The organism is Amycolatopsis sp. NBRC 101858, assembly GCF_030269325.1.
GTDB classification, from domain to species: Bacteria; Actinomycetota; Actinomycetes; order Mycobacteriales; family Pseudonocardiaceae; genus Amycolatopsis; species Amycolatopsis ponsaeliensis.
In genome coordinates, this window is sequence record NZ_BSTD01000002.1 from 244,741 (window position 1) to 260,830 (window position 16,090).

8 protein-coding genes and 1 pseudogene are annotated in these 16,090 nt (G+C 71.9%); 2 read left to right on the plus strand and 7 right to left on the minus strand.

Going from position 1 to position 16,090, the window contains the following annotated elements:
- Positions 1-4: 4 nt before the first annotated feature.
- From QSK39_RS14335 to QSK39_RS14355, 5 genes and pseudogenes are all read right to left on the minus strand, one after another.
- Positions 5-832, minus strand: a complete 828-nt coding sequence (locus QSK39_RS14335) for a carbohydrate ABC transporter permease (RefSeq protein WP_285478222.1) — start codon at positions 830-832, stop codon at positions 5-7.
- Positions 829-1,767, minus strand: coding sequence for a carbohydrate ABC transporter permease (locus tag QSK39_RS14340; RefSeq protein WP_285478223.1), 939 nt, complete (start codon positions 1,765-1,767; stop codon positions 829-831). The genes QSK39_RS14335 and QSK39_RS14340 overlap by 4 nt, the downstream gene beginning before the upstream one ends.
- Positions 1,767-3,044 carry an ABC transporter substrate-binding protein gene (locus QSK39_RS14345; protein ID WP_285478224.1) on the minus strand — a complete coding sequence of 426 codons (1,278 nt, stop codon included), beginning with the start codon at positions 3,042-3,044 and terminating at the stop codon, positions 1,767-1,769. Before QSK39_RS14345 ends, QSK39_RS14340 begins: the two co-directional genes overlap by 1 nt.
- A gap of 94 nt (positions 3,045-3,138) precedes the next feature.
- Positions 3,139-4,143 (minus strand): LacI family DNA-binding transcriptional regulator, encoded by a 1,005-nt coding sequence (locus tag QSK39_RS14350; RefSeq protein WP_285478225.1) that lies wholly within the window; start codon positions 4,141-4,143, stop codon positions 3,139-3,141.
- Between the two features lie 60 nt (positions 4,144-4,203).
- Positions 4,204-5,109 (minus strand): annotated as a pseudogene (locus QSK39_RS14355) (glutaminase).
- Positions 5,110-5,282: 173 nt separating this feature from the next.
- Here QSK39_RS14355 and QSK39_RS14360 point away from each other — a divergent pair.
- A complete protein-coding gene (locus QSK39_RS14360) occupies positions 5,283-6,674 on the plus strand; it encodes an amino acid permease (RefSeq protein ID WP_285478226.1) in 1,392 nt (463 codons plus the stop codon).
- A gap of 58 nt (positions 6,675-6,732) precedes the next feature.
- Here QSK39_RS14360 and QSK39_RS14365 read toward each other — a convergent pair whose 3' ends face one another.
- Entirely contained in the window at positions 6,733-7,350 is a 618-nt protein-coding gene (locus QSK39_RS14365) for a helix-turn-helix transcriptional regulator (protein ID WP_285478227.1), read from the minus strand.
- Positions 7,347-8,468, minus strand: a complete 1,122-nt coding sequence (locus QSK39_RS14370) for a threonine synthase (RefSeq protein ID WP_285478228.1) — start codon at positions 8,466-8,468, stop codon at positions 7,347-7,349. The genes QSK39_RS14365 and QSK39_RS14370 overlap by 4 nt, the downstream gene beginning before the upstream one ends.
- A 788-nt stretch (positions 8,469-9,256) precedes the next feature.
- On the opposite strand from QSK39_RS14370, the gene QSK39_RS14375 reads away from it, so the two are divergent.
- Positions 9,257-16,090, plus strand: a complete 6,834-nt coding sequence (locus QSK39_RS14375) for a type I polyketide synthase (RefSeq protein ID WP_285478229.1) — start codon at positions 9,257-9,259, stop codon at positions 16,088-16,090.

Below are 16,090 nucleotides of genomic sequence, written 5' to 3' on the forward strand. Positions count from 1 at the left end.
CCTCTCAGCCCTTGAGGGCACCGGCGGCGATGTTGCGGACGAAGTGGCGGGCCCCGAAGGCGAAGACGACGATCAGCGGCACGATCGCCACGAGCGTGCCCGCCATGACGACGCTGTAGTCCTTGACGTACAGGCCGTTGAGCTGCGAGAGCGCGACCTGCAGCGTCACGTGGTTCGAGTCGATCAGCACGACCAGCGGCCACAGGTAGTCGTTCCAGGCGTTGACGAACGTGAAGATGCCGAGGAACGCGAGTGCCGGGCGCAGCACCGGCAGCCCGACCGTCAGGTAGGTGCGGAAGAAGCCGCAGCCGTCGATCCGCGCGGCTTCCAGGAGCTCGTCCGGGATCGCGGTCTGCGCGTACTGCCGCATCCAGAAGATGCCGAACGCGTTGGCCGCGGCCGGCACGATCAGCGCCTTGAGGTCGCCGACCCAGCCGAGGTGCGCCATGGTCGTGAACTGCGGGATCGCCGAGAGCTGCGTCGGCACGACGAACGTCGCCAGCACGGTGCCGAACAGCAGCGAGCTGCCGGGAAAGCGGTACTTGGCGAAGGTGAACGCGGCGAGTGAGTCGAAGAACAGCACCAGCAGCGTCGTCACGACCGCGACGAGCAGCGTGTTGAGCAGCGAGCCGAAGAAGTCGATCTTCGCGAACACCTGCCCGATGTTGTGGAAGAACTCGCCGCCGAACGTCCACGTCGGCGGCGACGAGTAGATGTCCGCGGTCGTGTTGGACGCCATCACGACGAGCCAGTAGTAGGGGAAGAGGGTGATCAGGGCACCGATCGTCAACGCCGTGTAGGTGACGACCCGGCCGGCTCGTGTCGTGGTCATCGGCCCGCCTTGAGGAAGCCCGGGCGCTGGATCAGCCGCCAGTTGAGGATCGCGAACAGCGCGACGACGACGAAGATGCCCCACGCGATCGCGGCGCCGTAGCCGAAGTCGCTGTTGACGAAGGCGTTGTTGTAGAAGTAGAGGACCATGGTCATCCCGGCTTCGTCCGGACCGCCGCGGTTGCCGAGCAGGATCTGCGACTCGGTGAAGATCTGCAGCCCGCTGATCGCCGACATCACCACGGAGAACAGCAGGACCGGGCGCAGCAGCGGGAGCGTGATGCGGAAGAACGTCCGCACCGGGCCGGCGCCGTCGACGCGCGCGGCCTCGTAGACGTCGGACGGCAGCGCCTGCAGCCCGGCCAGGAAGATGATCGCGTTGTAGCCGACCCACCGCCAGACGATCATGATCGAGATCGCGGCGCGGATCGCCCACGGGTCGGTCAGCCACTGCACCGGGTCGATGCCGACCAGGCCGAGGAACCAGTTGAGGATGCCGAACTCGCTGCTGAAGATCGAGCCGAAGACCAGCGACATCGCCACGATCGAGGTGACGTTCGGCAGGAAGTAGGCGATCCGGAACGCGCCCTTGAAACGGATCGAGGAGTGCAGCCCGACCGCGATCAGCAGGGCCAGCGCGGTCATCGGGATCGTCGACATCACCCAGATGACCAGCGTGTTGCCGATCGAGTCCCAGAACACCGGGTCGGTGACGAGGAACTGGAAGTTGCCCAGACCGACGAACTTCATCGGCCCGACGCCGTCCCAGCGCTGCAGCGCTAGGTAGAGCGAGTACAGCACGGGGTAGAGACCGAAGACGGCGAAGAGGACGAAGAACGGCGAGATCGCGAGGTACTGCGGGAGGTACTTGAGCCGTCGGCGAGGTGGGGGAGTCTTCACGCGAGCCGGCGCTTCGGGACGGGTGAGCGTCGCCATCAGAGCACCCCCTGCCGGGTCAGCAGCCGTTCGACGGTCCGGCGCGCGTCGTCCCAGGCCTGGCCGGGGTCCTTCCCGGCGAGTTCGACGTTGGTGAGCTCGTCGGTGAACGTGTCGCTGATCGCGATGTCCCACGGGCTGAAGTAGGCGGGCTGGATCTCGCGGGCCGCCTTGCCCAGCACGGCCATGGTGGCCTGGCCGCCGAAGAACGGCTCCGGCGCGAGCAGCCGCGGGTCGGTGAACGCCGCCGGGCTGGTCGGGAACAGGCCCGCTTCGAGGTAGGACCGCGGCTGGTTCTCCGGCGAGAGCAGCCAGCGGACGATCTCGAACGCCCGCTCCGGGTGCGGGCAGTACTTCGTGATCGCCAGGAACGAGCCGCCTTGGTTGCCCGCGCCGCCGGGAGCGCGGCAGACTCGCCACTTCCCGGCGGTGCCCGGCGCGGACTTCTTGAGCTCGCCGACGATCCACGACGCGTTGACGAAGCTCAGCTCCTTGCCCGAGTTCCAGGCGGCGTGCCGTTCGACCGAGCTGCCCGGGTCCTGCGAACCGGCGTAGCCCGCGGTCAGGCCGGACCGGAACGCGGTGAGCGCGCGGTCCCAGGCGCGGCGGACCTGCGGGGCGTCGCCGAGGTAGGCGTTGTCGCGGGTGAAGTACTTCTGCGGCTCCTGCGCCATCGAGTACGTGTAGACGGTCTTCGTGTCGGTGATCAGGTGCCGGCCGGGCAGCTTCTCCTGCAGGCGGCGGCCGAAGTCGAAGTAGGCGTCCCAGGTCGGCACGGCCGCGGCGACGTCGTCCGGTTCGCTGGGGAAGCCGGCTTGCGCGAACAGGTCGTGCCGGTAGTAGAGGGCGGCGGGGCCGATGTCGATCGGGAAGCCGAGCTGGAAACCGTCCGGGCTGGTGCCGGCCTGCCACTTCCAGGGCAGGTACTGGTCCTCGACGGCGTCCGCGCCCACGGACCGCAGGTCGGTGAAGTGGGCGGTGTCGGCGAAGTAGGTCGCGATGTCGTCGCCGAGCATCGTGATGTCCGGCAGGTACGCCTCGCCGGCGAGGGCGGCCAGGAGCCGCTGCTTGAGCTGGCCGCTGACCTGGGACGGGTACAGCTCACCGAACCGTTGCCGAGCGTCGGCGACGACGGAGTCGGCGAGGCCGCCGCTGGTGGACCAGAGCGTGAGCTTGCCGGGGTTGGCGGTGGTCGGGCTCGTGCAGGAAGCGGCGGTGCCGAGCGCCGCCACGCTCAGCCCCGCCGCGGTCAGGAACCTTCGTCGAGTCAGCGTCATCGAGGACCCTCCGGGCGCGTGCCCGTGAACGCTCCCGTGAACGTTCACGGATTGCTCGGGAGTGTGCTCGGCGGCCGGTCCGGGTGTCAAGGGATCAGGCGGATTCGCGCAGGTGGAGCGCGGCGCGGACGATCAGCTCGGCGGGTTCGAGGGGCGCGGCCCCGGTCACGAGCCGTGCCGCCTGGTCGACGGCCAGCGCGCCCAGCGTGCGGGTGTCGATCGCGACGCTGGAGAGCTCCGGTTCGACCAGGGTGCCGAGCGCCAGCCCGTCGAAGCCGATGACCGCGAGGTCGCCGGGCACCCGCAGGCCGAACCGGCGGGCCTCGCGCAGGGCACCGATGGCGATCACGTCGTTGAAGGCGAACACGGCGGTGACGTCGGGGTGCGCGGCGAGCAGGGTGGACAGCGCCGCGCCACCGCCGTCGACGGTCTGGGCGGCACGCGCGATCCAGCCGGGCGCGACGGCGATGCCGTGCTCGGCGGCGGCGCGGAGGAACCAGGTCTGCCGGATGCTGGGCTCGGGCCGGCGGTCGTGGTCGAGCATCCCGATCCGCCGGTGGCCGCGTCCGACGAGGTGGGCGACGGCCTCGCGGACGCCATCCTCGCCGTCGATCGAGATGCCGCTGAACCGCGGGGTGCGGGGCTCCCGGCCGATCAGGACCACCGGGATGCCGGGGGTGAAGCGGTCGAGGTCCTCGTCGGAGCGGCTGAAGTAGCCGACCACGGCGTCGACCTGGGTGCCGATGACGCGCAGGGTGGCGAGCTCCTGCTCGACGTCGTCGGCGGTGTCGTAGACGACGACGTGCCAGCCGCGCGCCCGGGCCGCTTGGAGCGCGCCGGAGGCGACTTCGGTGAAGAAGGGATTGAGCAGGTCGGGCACGACGAGCCCGATGGTGGTGGTGTCCTGCCGCACGAGCCCGCGCGCGAACCGGCTCGGCCGGTACCCGAGCTCCCGCGCGGCATCGAGGACCCGCTGCTTGGTCGAGCCGTCGATCTCGGCCTTGTCGTTGAGGGCGCGCGACACGGTCTGCCGCGAGACGCCGGCCGACCGGGCGACGTCGTGGATCGTCACGCGCCGGGGTTCCGTGCTCGAGGACACCGCCCACCTCCCTGTCGGAGGTCGAGTATGCCCGCCCAGGGCCGGCGCGCTACTCGAGCCTCAGAAGATGGACCAGCCGGTCAACGTCGTGAAGCGGTCCAGTGCCGACACGCCCGCCACGGAGTTGCCCCGTGCGTCCAGCCCCGGGCTCCACACGCACACCGCGCACCGGCCCGGGACCACCGCGACGATCCCGCCGCCCACCCCGCTCTTGCCCGGCAGCCCGACCCGGTAGGCGAACTCTCCCGCCGCGTCGTACGTGCCGCACGTCAGCATCACCGCGTTGATCCGCTTCGCCGCGCTCAGCTCCAGCAGGCGGGTGCCGTCGTTGCGGATGCCGTGGCGGGCCAGGAACAGCGCCGACCGCGCGACGTCCGCGCAGCTCATCGCGATCGAGCACTGGCGGACGTACTGGTCGAGCACCTACGGCACCGGGTGGCGCATGTTGCCGTAGGACGCCATGAAGTACGCGAGCGCGCGGTTGCGGTCGGCGTGGCCCACCTCGGACGCGGCCACCTCCGGGTCGACGTCGATGTCCGGCCGGCCGCTCTCCTCGCGCAGGAACGTCAGCAGCGCCTCGACCGCGTCGCCGTACTGGGCCAGCTCGTCGGTCACCACCAGCGCGCCCGCGTTGATGAACGGGTTGCGCGGGATGCCGTCCTCGTGTTCCAGCTGCACCAGCGAGTTGAACGGGTCGCCGGACGGCTCGCGCCCGACGCGCGACCACACGCCGTCGCCGCGGGAGAGCACCAGGGCCAGCGTGAACACTTTGGACATGCTCTGCACCGAGAACGGCCGCTGCCAGTCGCCGACGCCGTGCAGCGCACCGTCCACTTCGGCCACTGCCATGCCGAACCGGTGCGGCTCGATCCGGGCCAGGGCGGGGATGTAGTCCGCGACGGCGCCGCGGCCGACCTCGGGCGCGACGTCGTCGGAGATCCGGTCCAGCAGCGCCGCGCGGTCCACGGCCGTAGCGTAGAAGCCGCGTCCGGCCGGGCGCACGGCGGCCCTGTCAAATCGGCCCTGTCAAATCGAAACCGGCGAATACCAGCGAAATGCCACCGGTGATCTCCGGCACACCTTAAGTCTTCCTTAGCCCGCTTGGTGACCTGCCGCACACGCTTTAACGTCTGGCAACCATGGATTCCTCGCTGCTCACCGAAAAAGGTGAAAGCTACTCGAAAGCGCTGGGCAACCGCCAAGTGCAGATGATCGCCATCGGCGGCGCGATCGGCGTCGGGCTGTTCCTCGGCGCCGGCGGCAAGCTCCACCAGGTCGGCCCGTCGCTGGTTCTCTCCTACGCGATCTGCGGGGTGGCCGCCTACTTCGTGATGCGCGCGCTCGGCGAGCTCGTCCTGCACGAGCCGAGCTCGGGCAGCTTCGTCACCTACGCGCGGAAGTTCATCGGCCCGTGGGCCGGCTTCGCCTCGGGGTGGATGTACTGGGTCAACTGGGCGATGACTGGGATCGCGGAGATCACCGCGGTCGCGATCTACGTCCACAAGTGGCTGCCGGACGTGCCGCAGTGGATCACCGCGCTGGTCGCCCTCGGCGTGCTGCTCGCGGTTAACCTGTTGAGCGTCAAGCTGTTCGGCGAGCTGGAGTTCTGGTTCTCGGTGGTCAAGGTACTGGCCATCGTCGTCTTCCTGGTGACCGCGCTCGGCCTGGTGTTCACCAGCGCCGACATCGGCGGCACCCCCGCCGGCGTGCACAACCTGACCGACCACAGTGGATTCTTCCCGGCGGGCATCGGCATCGCGCTGATGACGCTGCAGGCGGTCATCTTCGCCTACTCGGCCATCGAGGTCGTCGGCATCGCGGCCGGCGAGACGAAGGACGCCCGCAAGGTGCTGCCGAAGGCGATCAACGGCGTCGTGTGGCGGATCGGCGTGTTCTACGTCGGCTCGGTGCTGATGCTGGCGATGCTGCTGCCCTGGCCGTTCTACAACGGGGACGAGAGCCCGTTCGTGACGGTGTTCAGCCGGCTCGGCATCCCGGGCATCGGCGACGTGATGAACGCGGTCGTGCTGACCGCGGCGCTCTCCAGCGTCAACTCCGGCCTCTATTCGACGGGCCGGATCCTGCGCTCGCTGGCCGAGAAGGGCGAGGCGCCGTCGTTCGTCGCCCGGATGAGCAGCCGGCACGTGCCCTACGGCGGCATCCTGTTCACCTCGGTCGCCTACCTGCTCGGCGTGGTGCTCAACTACCTCGTGCCGAGTGAGGCGTTCGACATCGCGATCGCGATCGCCTCGCTCGGCGTGATCACCACGTGGGCGACGCTCGTGTTCTGCCAGATGCGGCTGCGCCAGGCCGCGCTGCGCGGCGAACTGGAGCGGCCGTCGTACCGGATGCCGTGGGCGCCCTACTCGGGCTGGGCGACCTTGGCGTTCCTGGCGCTGGTGGTCGTGTTGATGGGCTTCTCGGACGGCGCCGAGAAGATCGCGTTCTACTCGATCCCGGTGCTGGTCGTGGTGCTGGCAGTGGGCTGGCGAGTGATCTCGAAGCGGCGCGAAGGCATCCCGGCGGAGTAGCGCCGGGTGGAGCGGGCCTCCTCGGGAGAAACCCCGAGCTCCCGGGGAGGCCCTCGCTTCAGCGCAGGTAGTTGTAGACGCTGGCCCGCGAGATCCCGAGCACGTCGGTCAGTGTCGGGACCGCGTTCTTCACCTCCAGGAACCCGCGCTCCCGCAATGTCCGCACCAGGTCCTTCTTGGCGGCGCCCGGGAGGCTGCGGGGGGTGTGGCCGCGCTCGGTTGCGTAGTCCTCGACCAGTGCTCGCAGCTCGCCGGTCGTGCGGGCGCGCAGGGACTCCGTCAGCGGGGCCGGCTCGTCGGCTCGGGCGAGGCGGGTCAACGCGCGGGCGGCGGAGCCGAGCAGGGATACGTCGAGGTTGAGGCACAGCGCCGCGATGTACTCGCCGGCCGAATTGCGGAGGCCGATCGACGTGCTCTTCGCGGGCCGGCCGTCGGGGAAGCGGTTCGGGTAGTTCTGCAGCACGTCGGGGAAGCCGGGGTCGGCGATCCGGGCCAGCCCCAGCTCGGTCGCCGGGTCGCCGACGGCGCGTCCGGACAGCCCGCCCTCGATCGCGCGGACGGCGTGGGCCGGGTCGCGCAGGTCGTGCAGCACGACTTCGCACAGCCCGGGGAACATCCGGCCGACGGCCTGCGCGATCTTCTCGGCTTCGCGCAGCAGGAGCTCGTCCTCGGTCATCCGATCAGCTCCCGCAGCTTGTCGGGCGCCTTCAGGCCGGAGCCGGTGAGGACGACGACGGTGGTCTCGCCCGGCCGGATGGCGCCGCGCTCCCGGAAGACGTCGATCGCCGCGGCGGCGGTCGCGCTGGTCGGCTCCGCGTAGAGGCCGAGCGACGCCAGCCGGCGGGCGGCCGCGGCGATGCCGTCTTCGGGGATGGCGGCCGTGTCGCCGCCCGACCGGCGGATCGCCGCGACGACCTCGGGGAGCCGGATCGGGTGCCGGATGGCGGTGCCCTCGGCGACCGTCGGCGCGAACTCCGGGGGCCGCCGGTCGTGGAACGCCGCGTCGATGGGGGAGCAGTTGCGCGGCTGGGCGACCAGCAGGCGCGGCCGCTGGGCGATCGACCCGGCGGCCAGGAGCTCGCCGAACCCCAGGTCGCAGCCCAGCACGATGCTCCCCGCGCCGGCCACGGTGACCACGGCGTCCGGCGCGCGGAAGCCGAGGTCCTCCCACAGTTCGTAGGCCAGGGTCTTGGTGCCCTGCAGGAAGAAGGGGTGCCAGTTGTGGCTGGCGTAGGTCGTGCGGGACGAGCGGCGGACGGCCTCGGCGGCGGTGTCGTCGCGCGTGCCGGGCACGAGTTCGACCTCCGCGCCGTACGCGCGGGCCTGCAGGACCTTCGCCGCCGACGTCCCTTCGGGAGCCAGGATGGTGGCCGCGATCCCGGCGGCGGCGCTGTAGGCCGCGACCGACGAGCCGCCGTTGCCGGAGCTGTCCTCCAGCAGCTCCGGCGCCCCGGCGCCGGCCAGTGCCGAGAGCATGACGCTGGTCCCGCGGTCCTTGAAGCTGCCGGTCGGGCTGAACCACTCGAGCTTGAACCGCACGTCGCCCTCACCCCAGGGTCGGGGGACCAGCGGGGTGCAGCCTTCCCCGAGCGAGACCGGGCGCAGGTCGCCGGGCAGGGCGGCGCGGTACCGCCAGAGCGACCGGACGCCGGTGTCGACGTCGCCGGGGGCGAGCCCGGCCAGCGGGGCGACGGTCAGCGGCGCGCCGTCGTCGCCGCGCCACCGCAGCGGGTCACCCGGGTAGCGCGTCCCCGACCGCTCGTCGGCGTACCAGTACTCCACGACCACCTCCACGACTGGACAGATGGTGCAAGTCTAGACGATGTGTACAGGGTTACCGACTGGTACGCGAAACGCTTTCAGCTTCTTCTAAGGAAAATCTGTCACCGGAGAGTGGAAAATCCCTCACGAAGATCGCCGTGGGAGACGGGAGGTACCGATGGTGTCCGGCTGAATACCCCGAGTCGTCCTGGTCGCGACGGTGTCGCAGTGGGCCGGGGCGTCCGGAGCCCGGAGTCGCCGTGCGTGTGTGAGCACGCGGATCCCGGGCCGCGAGGGAGTCCATAGTGGACTCGCGTGATCCCGCCGGGGTAATCGCGGGAGTTCCGGGCACGACTTTCGGCTGTGGGTAAAACTGCCGGGGAAATAGCCGCCGGACAATCGGGAATTCTGACGTTTCCGCATCCCGGGTGATCGGGGAGTCGTGACCGGTTTTACCGTCACGACGGTTTGTGATGCGTGGACGGCAATCATTCGGACCACCGAACGGCGTGGTCCGGTGTGATCAGTCGCACTGCGCCCACCGGGTGAGATGGCTTGCCCCATCTGGGTGTGCGTGCCACGCGGGCCGCAGGTCCGGCCACTGTGGCCGGCCGTTGTCCACAGTACAACGGCAATCGGGCGACGCTTCCCGGCGCGCGGAACGTGACGGCGGCGTTAAATTCTTGCGTCTTCCGGCTGGTCGATCCCGAATTTTCTGAACCATCGCGACGAAATCGTGGTGGGTTGTTGACGGAACCCGTGGGAACCCGCTTAAGTACACCCCGTTACCAGTCACCCATTCGTGCGTAGCGGGAGAGCCCATGCGTGTCCGGAAAGCCGACTTGGTCGTCGCCGTGTCGCCGGTGCGGTGGCCGTCGGCGCGCGGGGTCGCGGCCGCCGTGCGCGGGGGCGGGCTCGGCGTGCTCGACCTCACCGGCGCAGCGGCCTCCGACGAACTCGCGCTGCTGGGTGAGTGGGGCGTCCCGGCTTACGGCGTCCGGCTGACCGGACCGGTCGCCGACCTGCCCGAAGCCGCGACGACCGTCCTGCTGACCGAGGACTCCCCGTGCACCGCGCCGGACTTCCCCGGCCGCCGGGTGCTGGCGGAGGTCACCAGCCGGGCGTCGGCCGCGCGGGCCGTCGCCGGCGGTGCCCACGGCCTGATCGCCCGCGGTCACGAATGCGGGGGCCGGACGGGGGAGCTGAGCACGTTCGTGCTGCTCCAAGCCCTGCTCGAGAACTTCGACGTCCCGGTGTGGGCCGCGGGCGGGATCGGCCCGCACACCGCGGCCGCCGCGATCGCGGGCGGCGCGGCCGGCGTGGTCGTCGACACCCAGCTCGCCCTGCTGCCGGAGGCCGAACTGCCGTCCGCGCTCACCCGGGCGCTCACCGGGCTGGACGGTTCCGAAACGACGGTCGTCGACGGCGTCCGCCGCCTCGCGCGGCACGGCTCCGAACCGGTGGAAGCCGGCCAGGACGTCTTCCTCGCCACCCGCTTCCGCGACCGGTGGGGCACGGTGACCGCGGCCGTGCGCGGCCTGGCCGACGCCGTCGGTGAGGCTCTGCGCACCGAGGCGCCGGTGCTGGGGCCCGGCAGCGCGGGCAGCCGCGCGCTCGGCACGGCGCTGCCGATCGCCCAGGGACCGATGACCCGGGTCAGCGACCAGCCGGCGTTCGCCGCCGCGGTCGCCGCGGGCGGTGCGCTGCCGTTCATCGCGCTGGCCCTGTCCGGCCGCGAGCAGACCCGCGACGTGCTGGAACGGACCCGCGAAGCCGTCGGCGACGCGCCTTGGGGCGTCGGTGTCCTCGGGTTCGCCGCCGAGGACGTCAAGGCCGCGCAGCTCGAGGTGATCCGCGAGCTGCGGCCGACGCACGCGATCATCGCCGGCGGCCGCCCCGCGCAGGCCGCGGCGCTCGAGGACGTCGGCATCGCCACCTTCCTCCACGTGCCGTCGCCGGGACTGCTGAAGCAGTTCCTCGAAGCCGGCGCCCGCAAGTTCGTCTTCGAAGGCTCGGAATGCGGCGGCCACGTCGGGCCCCGCACCAGCTTCCCGTTGTGGGAAGCGCAGCTCGGCGTCGTCGCCGACTTCCTCGCGTCCACTCCGGACGCGGCCGTGGACCTGCAGCTGCTGTTCGCGGGCGGGATCCACGACGAGCGGTCGGCCGCGATGGTGGCTGCGCTCGCCGCCCCGGTCGCCGCGCGCGGTGCCGCGATCGGCGTGCTGATGGGCACCGCCTACCTCTTCACCCGGGAGGCCGTCGACGCCGGCGCCGTGCTGCCGCTGTTCCAGCGGAGCCTGCTCGGCGCCGAGCACACCGACCTCCTCGAAACCGCGCCGGGCCACGCCACCCGGTGCGTCCGCAGCCCGTTCACCGAGGAGTACGCGGCGATCAAGGCCGAGCTCGCCGAGCAGGGCGTGCCGAGCCGGGACGCCTGGGAGCGGCTGGAGCAGCTGAACGTCGGGCGGCTTCGCCTGGCCAGCAAGGGAATCGAGCGCGTCGGCGCGGAACTGCGCGACGTCGGGGAGGACCGGCAGCTCGCCGAAGGCATGTTCATGGCGGGCGAGGTCGCCGTGCTGCGCTCGGCCGTCACCACAATCGCCGACCTGCACCACGCGGTCGGCGAAGGTGCGAGCGCCGTCCTGCGCGAGCGGGCCGCCGCCTTCGGCATCACGACGCCGGAGCCCCCGGCACCCGAACCCCTCGAAATCGCGATCGTCGGGATGGCCTGCATGTTCCCGCAGGCACCCGACCTGGCCACGTTCTGGGCGAACGTCCTGGCCGGCGCCGACGCGGTCACCGAAGTCCCGCCGCAGCGCTGGGACACCGCTCTCTACTACGACCCCGAAGGCCAGGGCGAGAAGACGCCGTCGCACTGGGGCGGCTTCCTCCCCGAAATCGGCTTCGACCCGCTGAAGTACGGCATCCCGCCGTCGTCGCTGGCCAGCATCGAGCCGGTGCAGCTACTCGCTCTGGAAGCCGCGCACCGCGCGCTCGTGGACGCCGGTTACGAAAACCGCGACTTCGACCGGGCCCGGACGTCGGTCGTGTTCGGCGCCGAGGCGGGCAGCGACCTGTCCAACGCGATGAGCCTGCGGACCGTGCTGCCGTCCTATATGGGCGAACTGCCGTCCGAACTGGACGACCGGCTGCCGCGGATCACCGAGGACTCCTTCCCGGGCGTGCTGGCCAACGTCATCGCCGGTCGGATCGCCAACCGGCTCGACCTGGGCGGTGCCAACTACACCGTCGACGCCGCCTGCGCGTCGTCACTGACCGCGGTCGACGTCGCCTGCAAGGAGCTGACCGCCGGCACGAGCGACCTGGTGTTGTGCGGGGGCGCGGACCTGCACAACGGCATCAACGACTACCTGCTGTTCGCCTCGGCGCACGCGCTCTCGCCGACCGGGCGCTCGGCGACGTTCGACAGCGCGGCCGATGGCATCGCGCTCGGCGAGGGCGTCGCGTGCGTCGCGCTGAAGCGGCTCTCGGACGCCGAACGCGACGGCGACCGCGTCTACGCCGTGATCAAGGGCGTCGGGGCGGCTTCCGACGGCCGGGCGCTGGGGTTGACCGCGCCCCGGCCCGAGGGGCAGCACACCGCGCTGACCCGCGCTTACCGCAACGCCGGCGTGTCACCCGCGCGGGTGGGGCTCGTCGAGGCGCACGGCACCGGGACCGTCGTCGGCGACCGGACCGAGCTGGGCACGCTGACGAAGGTGTTCACCGAGGCCGGCGCGACGCCGGGTGGCTGCACGATCGGCTCGGTGAAGTCCCAGATCGGGCACACCAAGTGCGCCGCGGGCCTGGCCGGGCTGATCAAGACCGCGATGGCCCTGCACACCGGCGTCAAACCGTCGACGCTGCACCTCTCGGCGCCGAACGCGGCATGGGACGCCTCGACCAGCCCGTTCGTGTTCCAGACGGCCGCGCAGCCGTGGGCCGCGCCGCCCGCCGAGCGGATCGCCGGAGTCAGCGCTTTCGGCTTCGGTGGCACCAACTTCCACGTCGTGCTCGGCGCGCACGACAGCGTCCCGCCCGCGCTCTCCGCCGACGGGTGGCCCGCGGAGCTGTTCCTCTTCACGTCGGACGCGGCGGTCCGCGACCTGCTTTCGCTGGCCTCGGACGTCCCGGCGGGGCGTCAGCCGTGGCGGCTGCGAGATCTCGCGCTGAGCGCGTCGCGGCGGGCCGAAGCGGCCGGCGGCCGGGTCCGGACGGCCGTCGTGGCGTCCACTGTGGACGAGCTGGCCACGGTGCTGCGACAGGCACTCGCGGGTCAGGATTCTCCCGGCCTGTACCGGGCCGGAGCTGACGAGCCCGGCGATGTCGCGGTGCTGTTCCCGGGCCAGGGCAGCCAGCGGCCGGGCATGTTCGCGGAGCTGTTCGTCGCCTTCCCGGAGTTGCAGCGGTACCTGCGCCTCGACCCGCCGACGGCCGACGTCGTGTTCGGCCCGGCGGTGTTCGGCGAGCGGGCGCGGCAGGAGCTGGCCGACCGCGTCACCGACACCCGGGTCGCCCAGCCCGCGCTCGGGCTCGCGGGGCTGGCCGCCTTCCGGCTGCTGTCCCGCGCGGGCGTGCGGCCGGCGATGCTCGGCGGGCACAGCTACGGCGAACTGACCGCACTGGCCGCGGCGGGCACCTTCACCCCCGAGGCACTGCTGCAGGCCAGCCACGCCCGGGCGGCGGCGATCCTCGACGCCATCCCGGCCGGGGATCCGGGTGCGATGGCTGCGGTCTCGGCGTCGGCGGCCGACGTGAGCGCGGTCCTCACCTCGCCGTCGATCGTGCTCGCCAACCACAACTCGCCGGAACAGACGGTGATCTCCGGCCCGACCGCCGACGTCGAGGCCGCCGTCTCGCAGCTGCGCGCGGCGGGACTCGGCGCGAAGCGGATTTCGGTCGCGTGCGCCTTCCACAGTCCCTTGGTCGCCGCGGCGGGCGAGACGTTCGGGCGTGCGCTTGGCGCGATCGGCGTCGTGCAGCCCGCCGTGCCGGTTTACGGGAACCGGACCGCGGGGCCGTACCCGGCGTCACCGGAGGAGATCCGCGGCGAGCTGGCCGCGCAGGTGGGTTCGCCGGTCCGGTTCGTCGAGCAGGTCGAGGCGATGTATGCGGCCGGGGCGCGGGTGTTCGTCGAGGCCGGGCCGGGTGCGGTGCTGGCCAGGCAGGTCGGGGCGATCCTCGGTGACCGGCCGCACCGGACGATCGGGTTCGAGCAGCCGGGACGTCGTGGGCTGCCGGGCTTCCTCGGCGCGCTGGCGCAGCTGGCGGTGGCCGGGGTCCCGGTGGAGACGGGCTGGCTGTTCCGCGGCCGCGACGCGCTCGACGCGGCAACGGCCGAGCGGCCGAAGTGTCCCGGGTGGACGGTCGACGGTCACCTGCTGCGCACCGCGGACGGCACGATCCCGGCGGGTGCACTCCACCCGGCTTCGCGCATTTCCCTCGGGGTGGCTCCGGCATCCGGGGACGCGACGTCGGAGGAGATGGTCGCGGACTTCCTGCGGACCAGCCGCGAGATGATCGCCGCCCAGCGCGACGTGCTGCTGGGCTTCCTCGGCAGTGAAACGCCGGCGGTTCGCTCGATCCCGGTGGTCGAGGCGGTTCCGGTGCCCGCGCTTCCGGTGGCTTCGGTCGTTCCGGCCGCGGTTCCGGCGGACCGGCCGGTGCTGGAGACGATCGTCGAGGTGATCGGGGAGCGGACCGGGTACCCGGTGGAGATGATCGAGCCGGACCTCGATCTGGAAGCCGACCTGAGCGTGGACTCGATCAAGCGGGCGGAGATCGCGGGCGAGCTGGCGTCCCGCCTCGGTCTGGCCGGCGGCGACGTGGAGGAGTTCGCGAAAGCCCGGACGGCGGCGGCGATCGCGGAGCTGATCGGCGAGCAGCGCCCCGTCGTGGCGGTGGATGCGCCGAAGGCCGCCTCGGGACGCTCGGTGCTGGAGACCGTGGTCGAGGTGATCGGGACGCGGACGGGCTACCCGGTGGAGATGATCGAGCCGGACCTCGATCTGGAAGCCGACCTGAGCATCGACTCGATCAAGCGCGCCGAGATCGCGGGCGAGCTGACGGTGCGCCTGGGTGCGGGCGAGGTCGAAGAACTCGCCAAGGCCCGCACAGCAGCCGGGATCGCGGAACTGCTCGATGCCGGATCCGTCGCGGCCGGCGCGGACCCGGCCGCTGCGCACGGCACCGAGCCGCGGCCGGCGGTCGGCCCGGCCGTCGCAGCCGGCCCGGCGCCGGCGGTTGGCCCGGCCGTCGCGGATCGCCCGGAGCCGCAGCCGGTGATCGTCGCGCCGAAGCGGTATCTCATGACGGAGTTCGACCTCGCCCCGGCCGCCGCGCCCGACATCGCCGGGCGCCGGTTCCTCGTCCTCGGCGCCGGGACGCGAGCCGAAGCCCTCCGCGCCGAACTGACCGCCCACGGCGCCGAAGCCGAAATCGGCGACGACGTCCGGCCCGGCTTCGACGGCTACCTCCACCTCCCCGAAGGCGACACCGTCCTTCCCGCCGTCTTCCCCCAGTACCAAGCTGCTCTCGCCGAACGTCCGCGGTGGCTGCTCACCGCCGGACCCGCCGAAGGGCTCCGCGGCTTCTACCGCAGCGTCTCCCGCGAGTACCCGGACACCCTCGCGCGGGTCGTCGAAGGAGCGCACGCCGCCGAGTTCGTCGCCGAACTGTCCGGAGTGGACCGCGAACCCGTCGTGCTCCGGGAAGGACCAGCCCGGCGCGGGCTCCGGCCCGAAGCGCACGACCTCGGCCTCCTCGGCGCCAGTGGCGCGGGCCCGGCCGGTGACGGCGCCGCCGAAGCGGCCGCGATCGGGCTGGACCGGGACTCCGTCGTCCTGCTCGTCGGCGGCGCCAAGGGCATCACCGCCCGGTTCGCCGGCACCCTCGCCGGGGCGACCCGCTGCCGCGTCGAACTCCTCGGCCGGACGCCCGTCCCCGCGGGCGAAGACGAACACCCGCAGGCGAAGGACGCCAAGGACCTGCGGGCCGCGCTCATCGCGTCCGGGCTGAAGAGCCCCGCCGAGATCGAGAAGGCCGTCCGCCGGATCGAGGGCGAACGCGAGGTCCGGGACACCCTCCGCCAGCTCGAAGCCCTCGGCAGCCCGGTGCGCTACCAGTCCGTCGACATGCTCGACGCCGAAGCCGTGCACCGCGCGGTCAAGGAGATCCACGCCGAGTACGGCCGGCTCGACGGCATCGTCTACGCGGCCGGCGTGATCGAGGACAAGCTCGTCGCCGACAAGACGCCGGAGTCGTTCACCCGCGTCTACGGCACCAAAGTGGACGGTGCCAGGACGCTCCTGGAGGCGACCGCCGACCTGCCCGACGAACCGAAGTTCGTGGTGCTGTTCGGCAGCATCGCCGCCACCCTCGGCAACCGCGGCCAGTCGGACTACGCCGCCGCCAACGACGCCCTCGAAACGCTCGGCCGGCGCTGGCCCGCCGGGCGCGCGGTGACCGTCCACTGGGGACCGTGGGCGCCGACCGGCGACCACGACGGCATGGTGACCCCCGCGCTGATGCGTGACTACGCCCGCCGCGGCATCGAGCTGATCGATCCGGAAGAGGGGACCCTCGGCCTGCTGCGTGAGCTGGCCTGGGGCCGCCCGGACGTCTCCGCCGTCGTCCACACCGCATCGGGGTGGTGA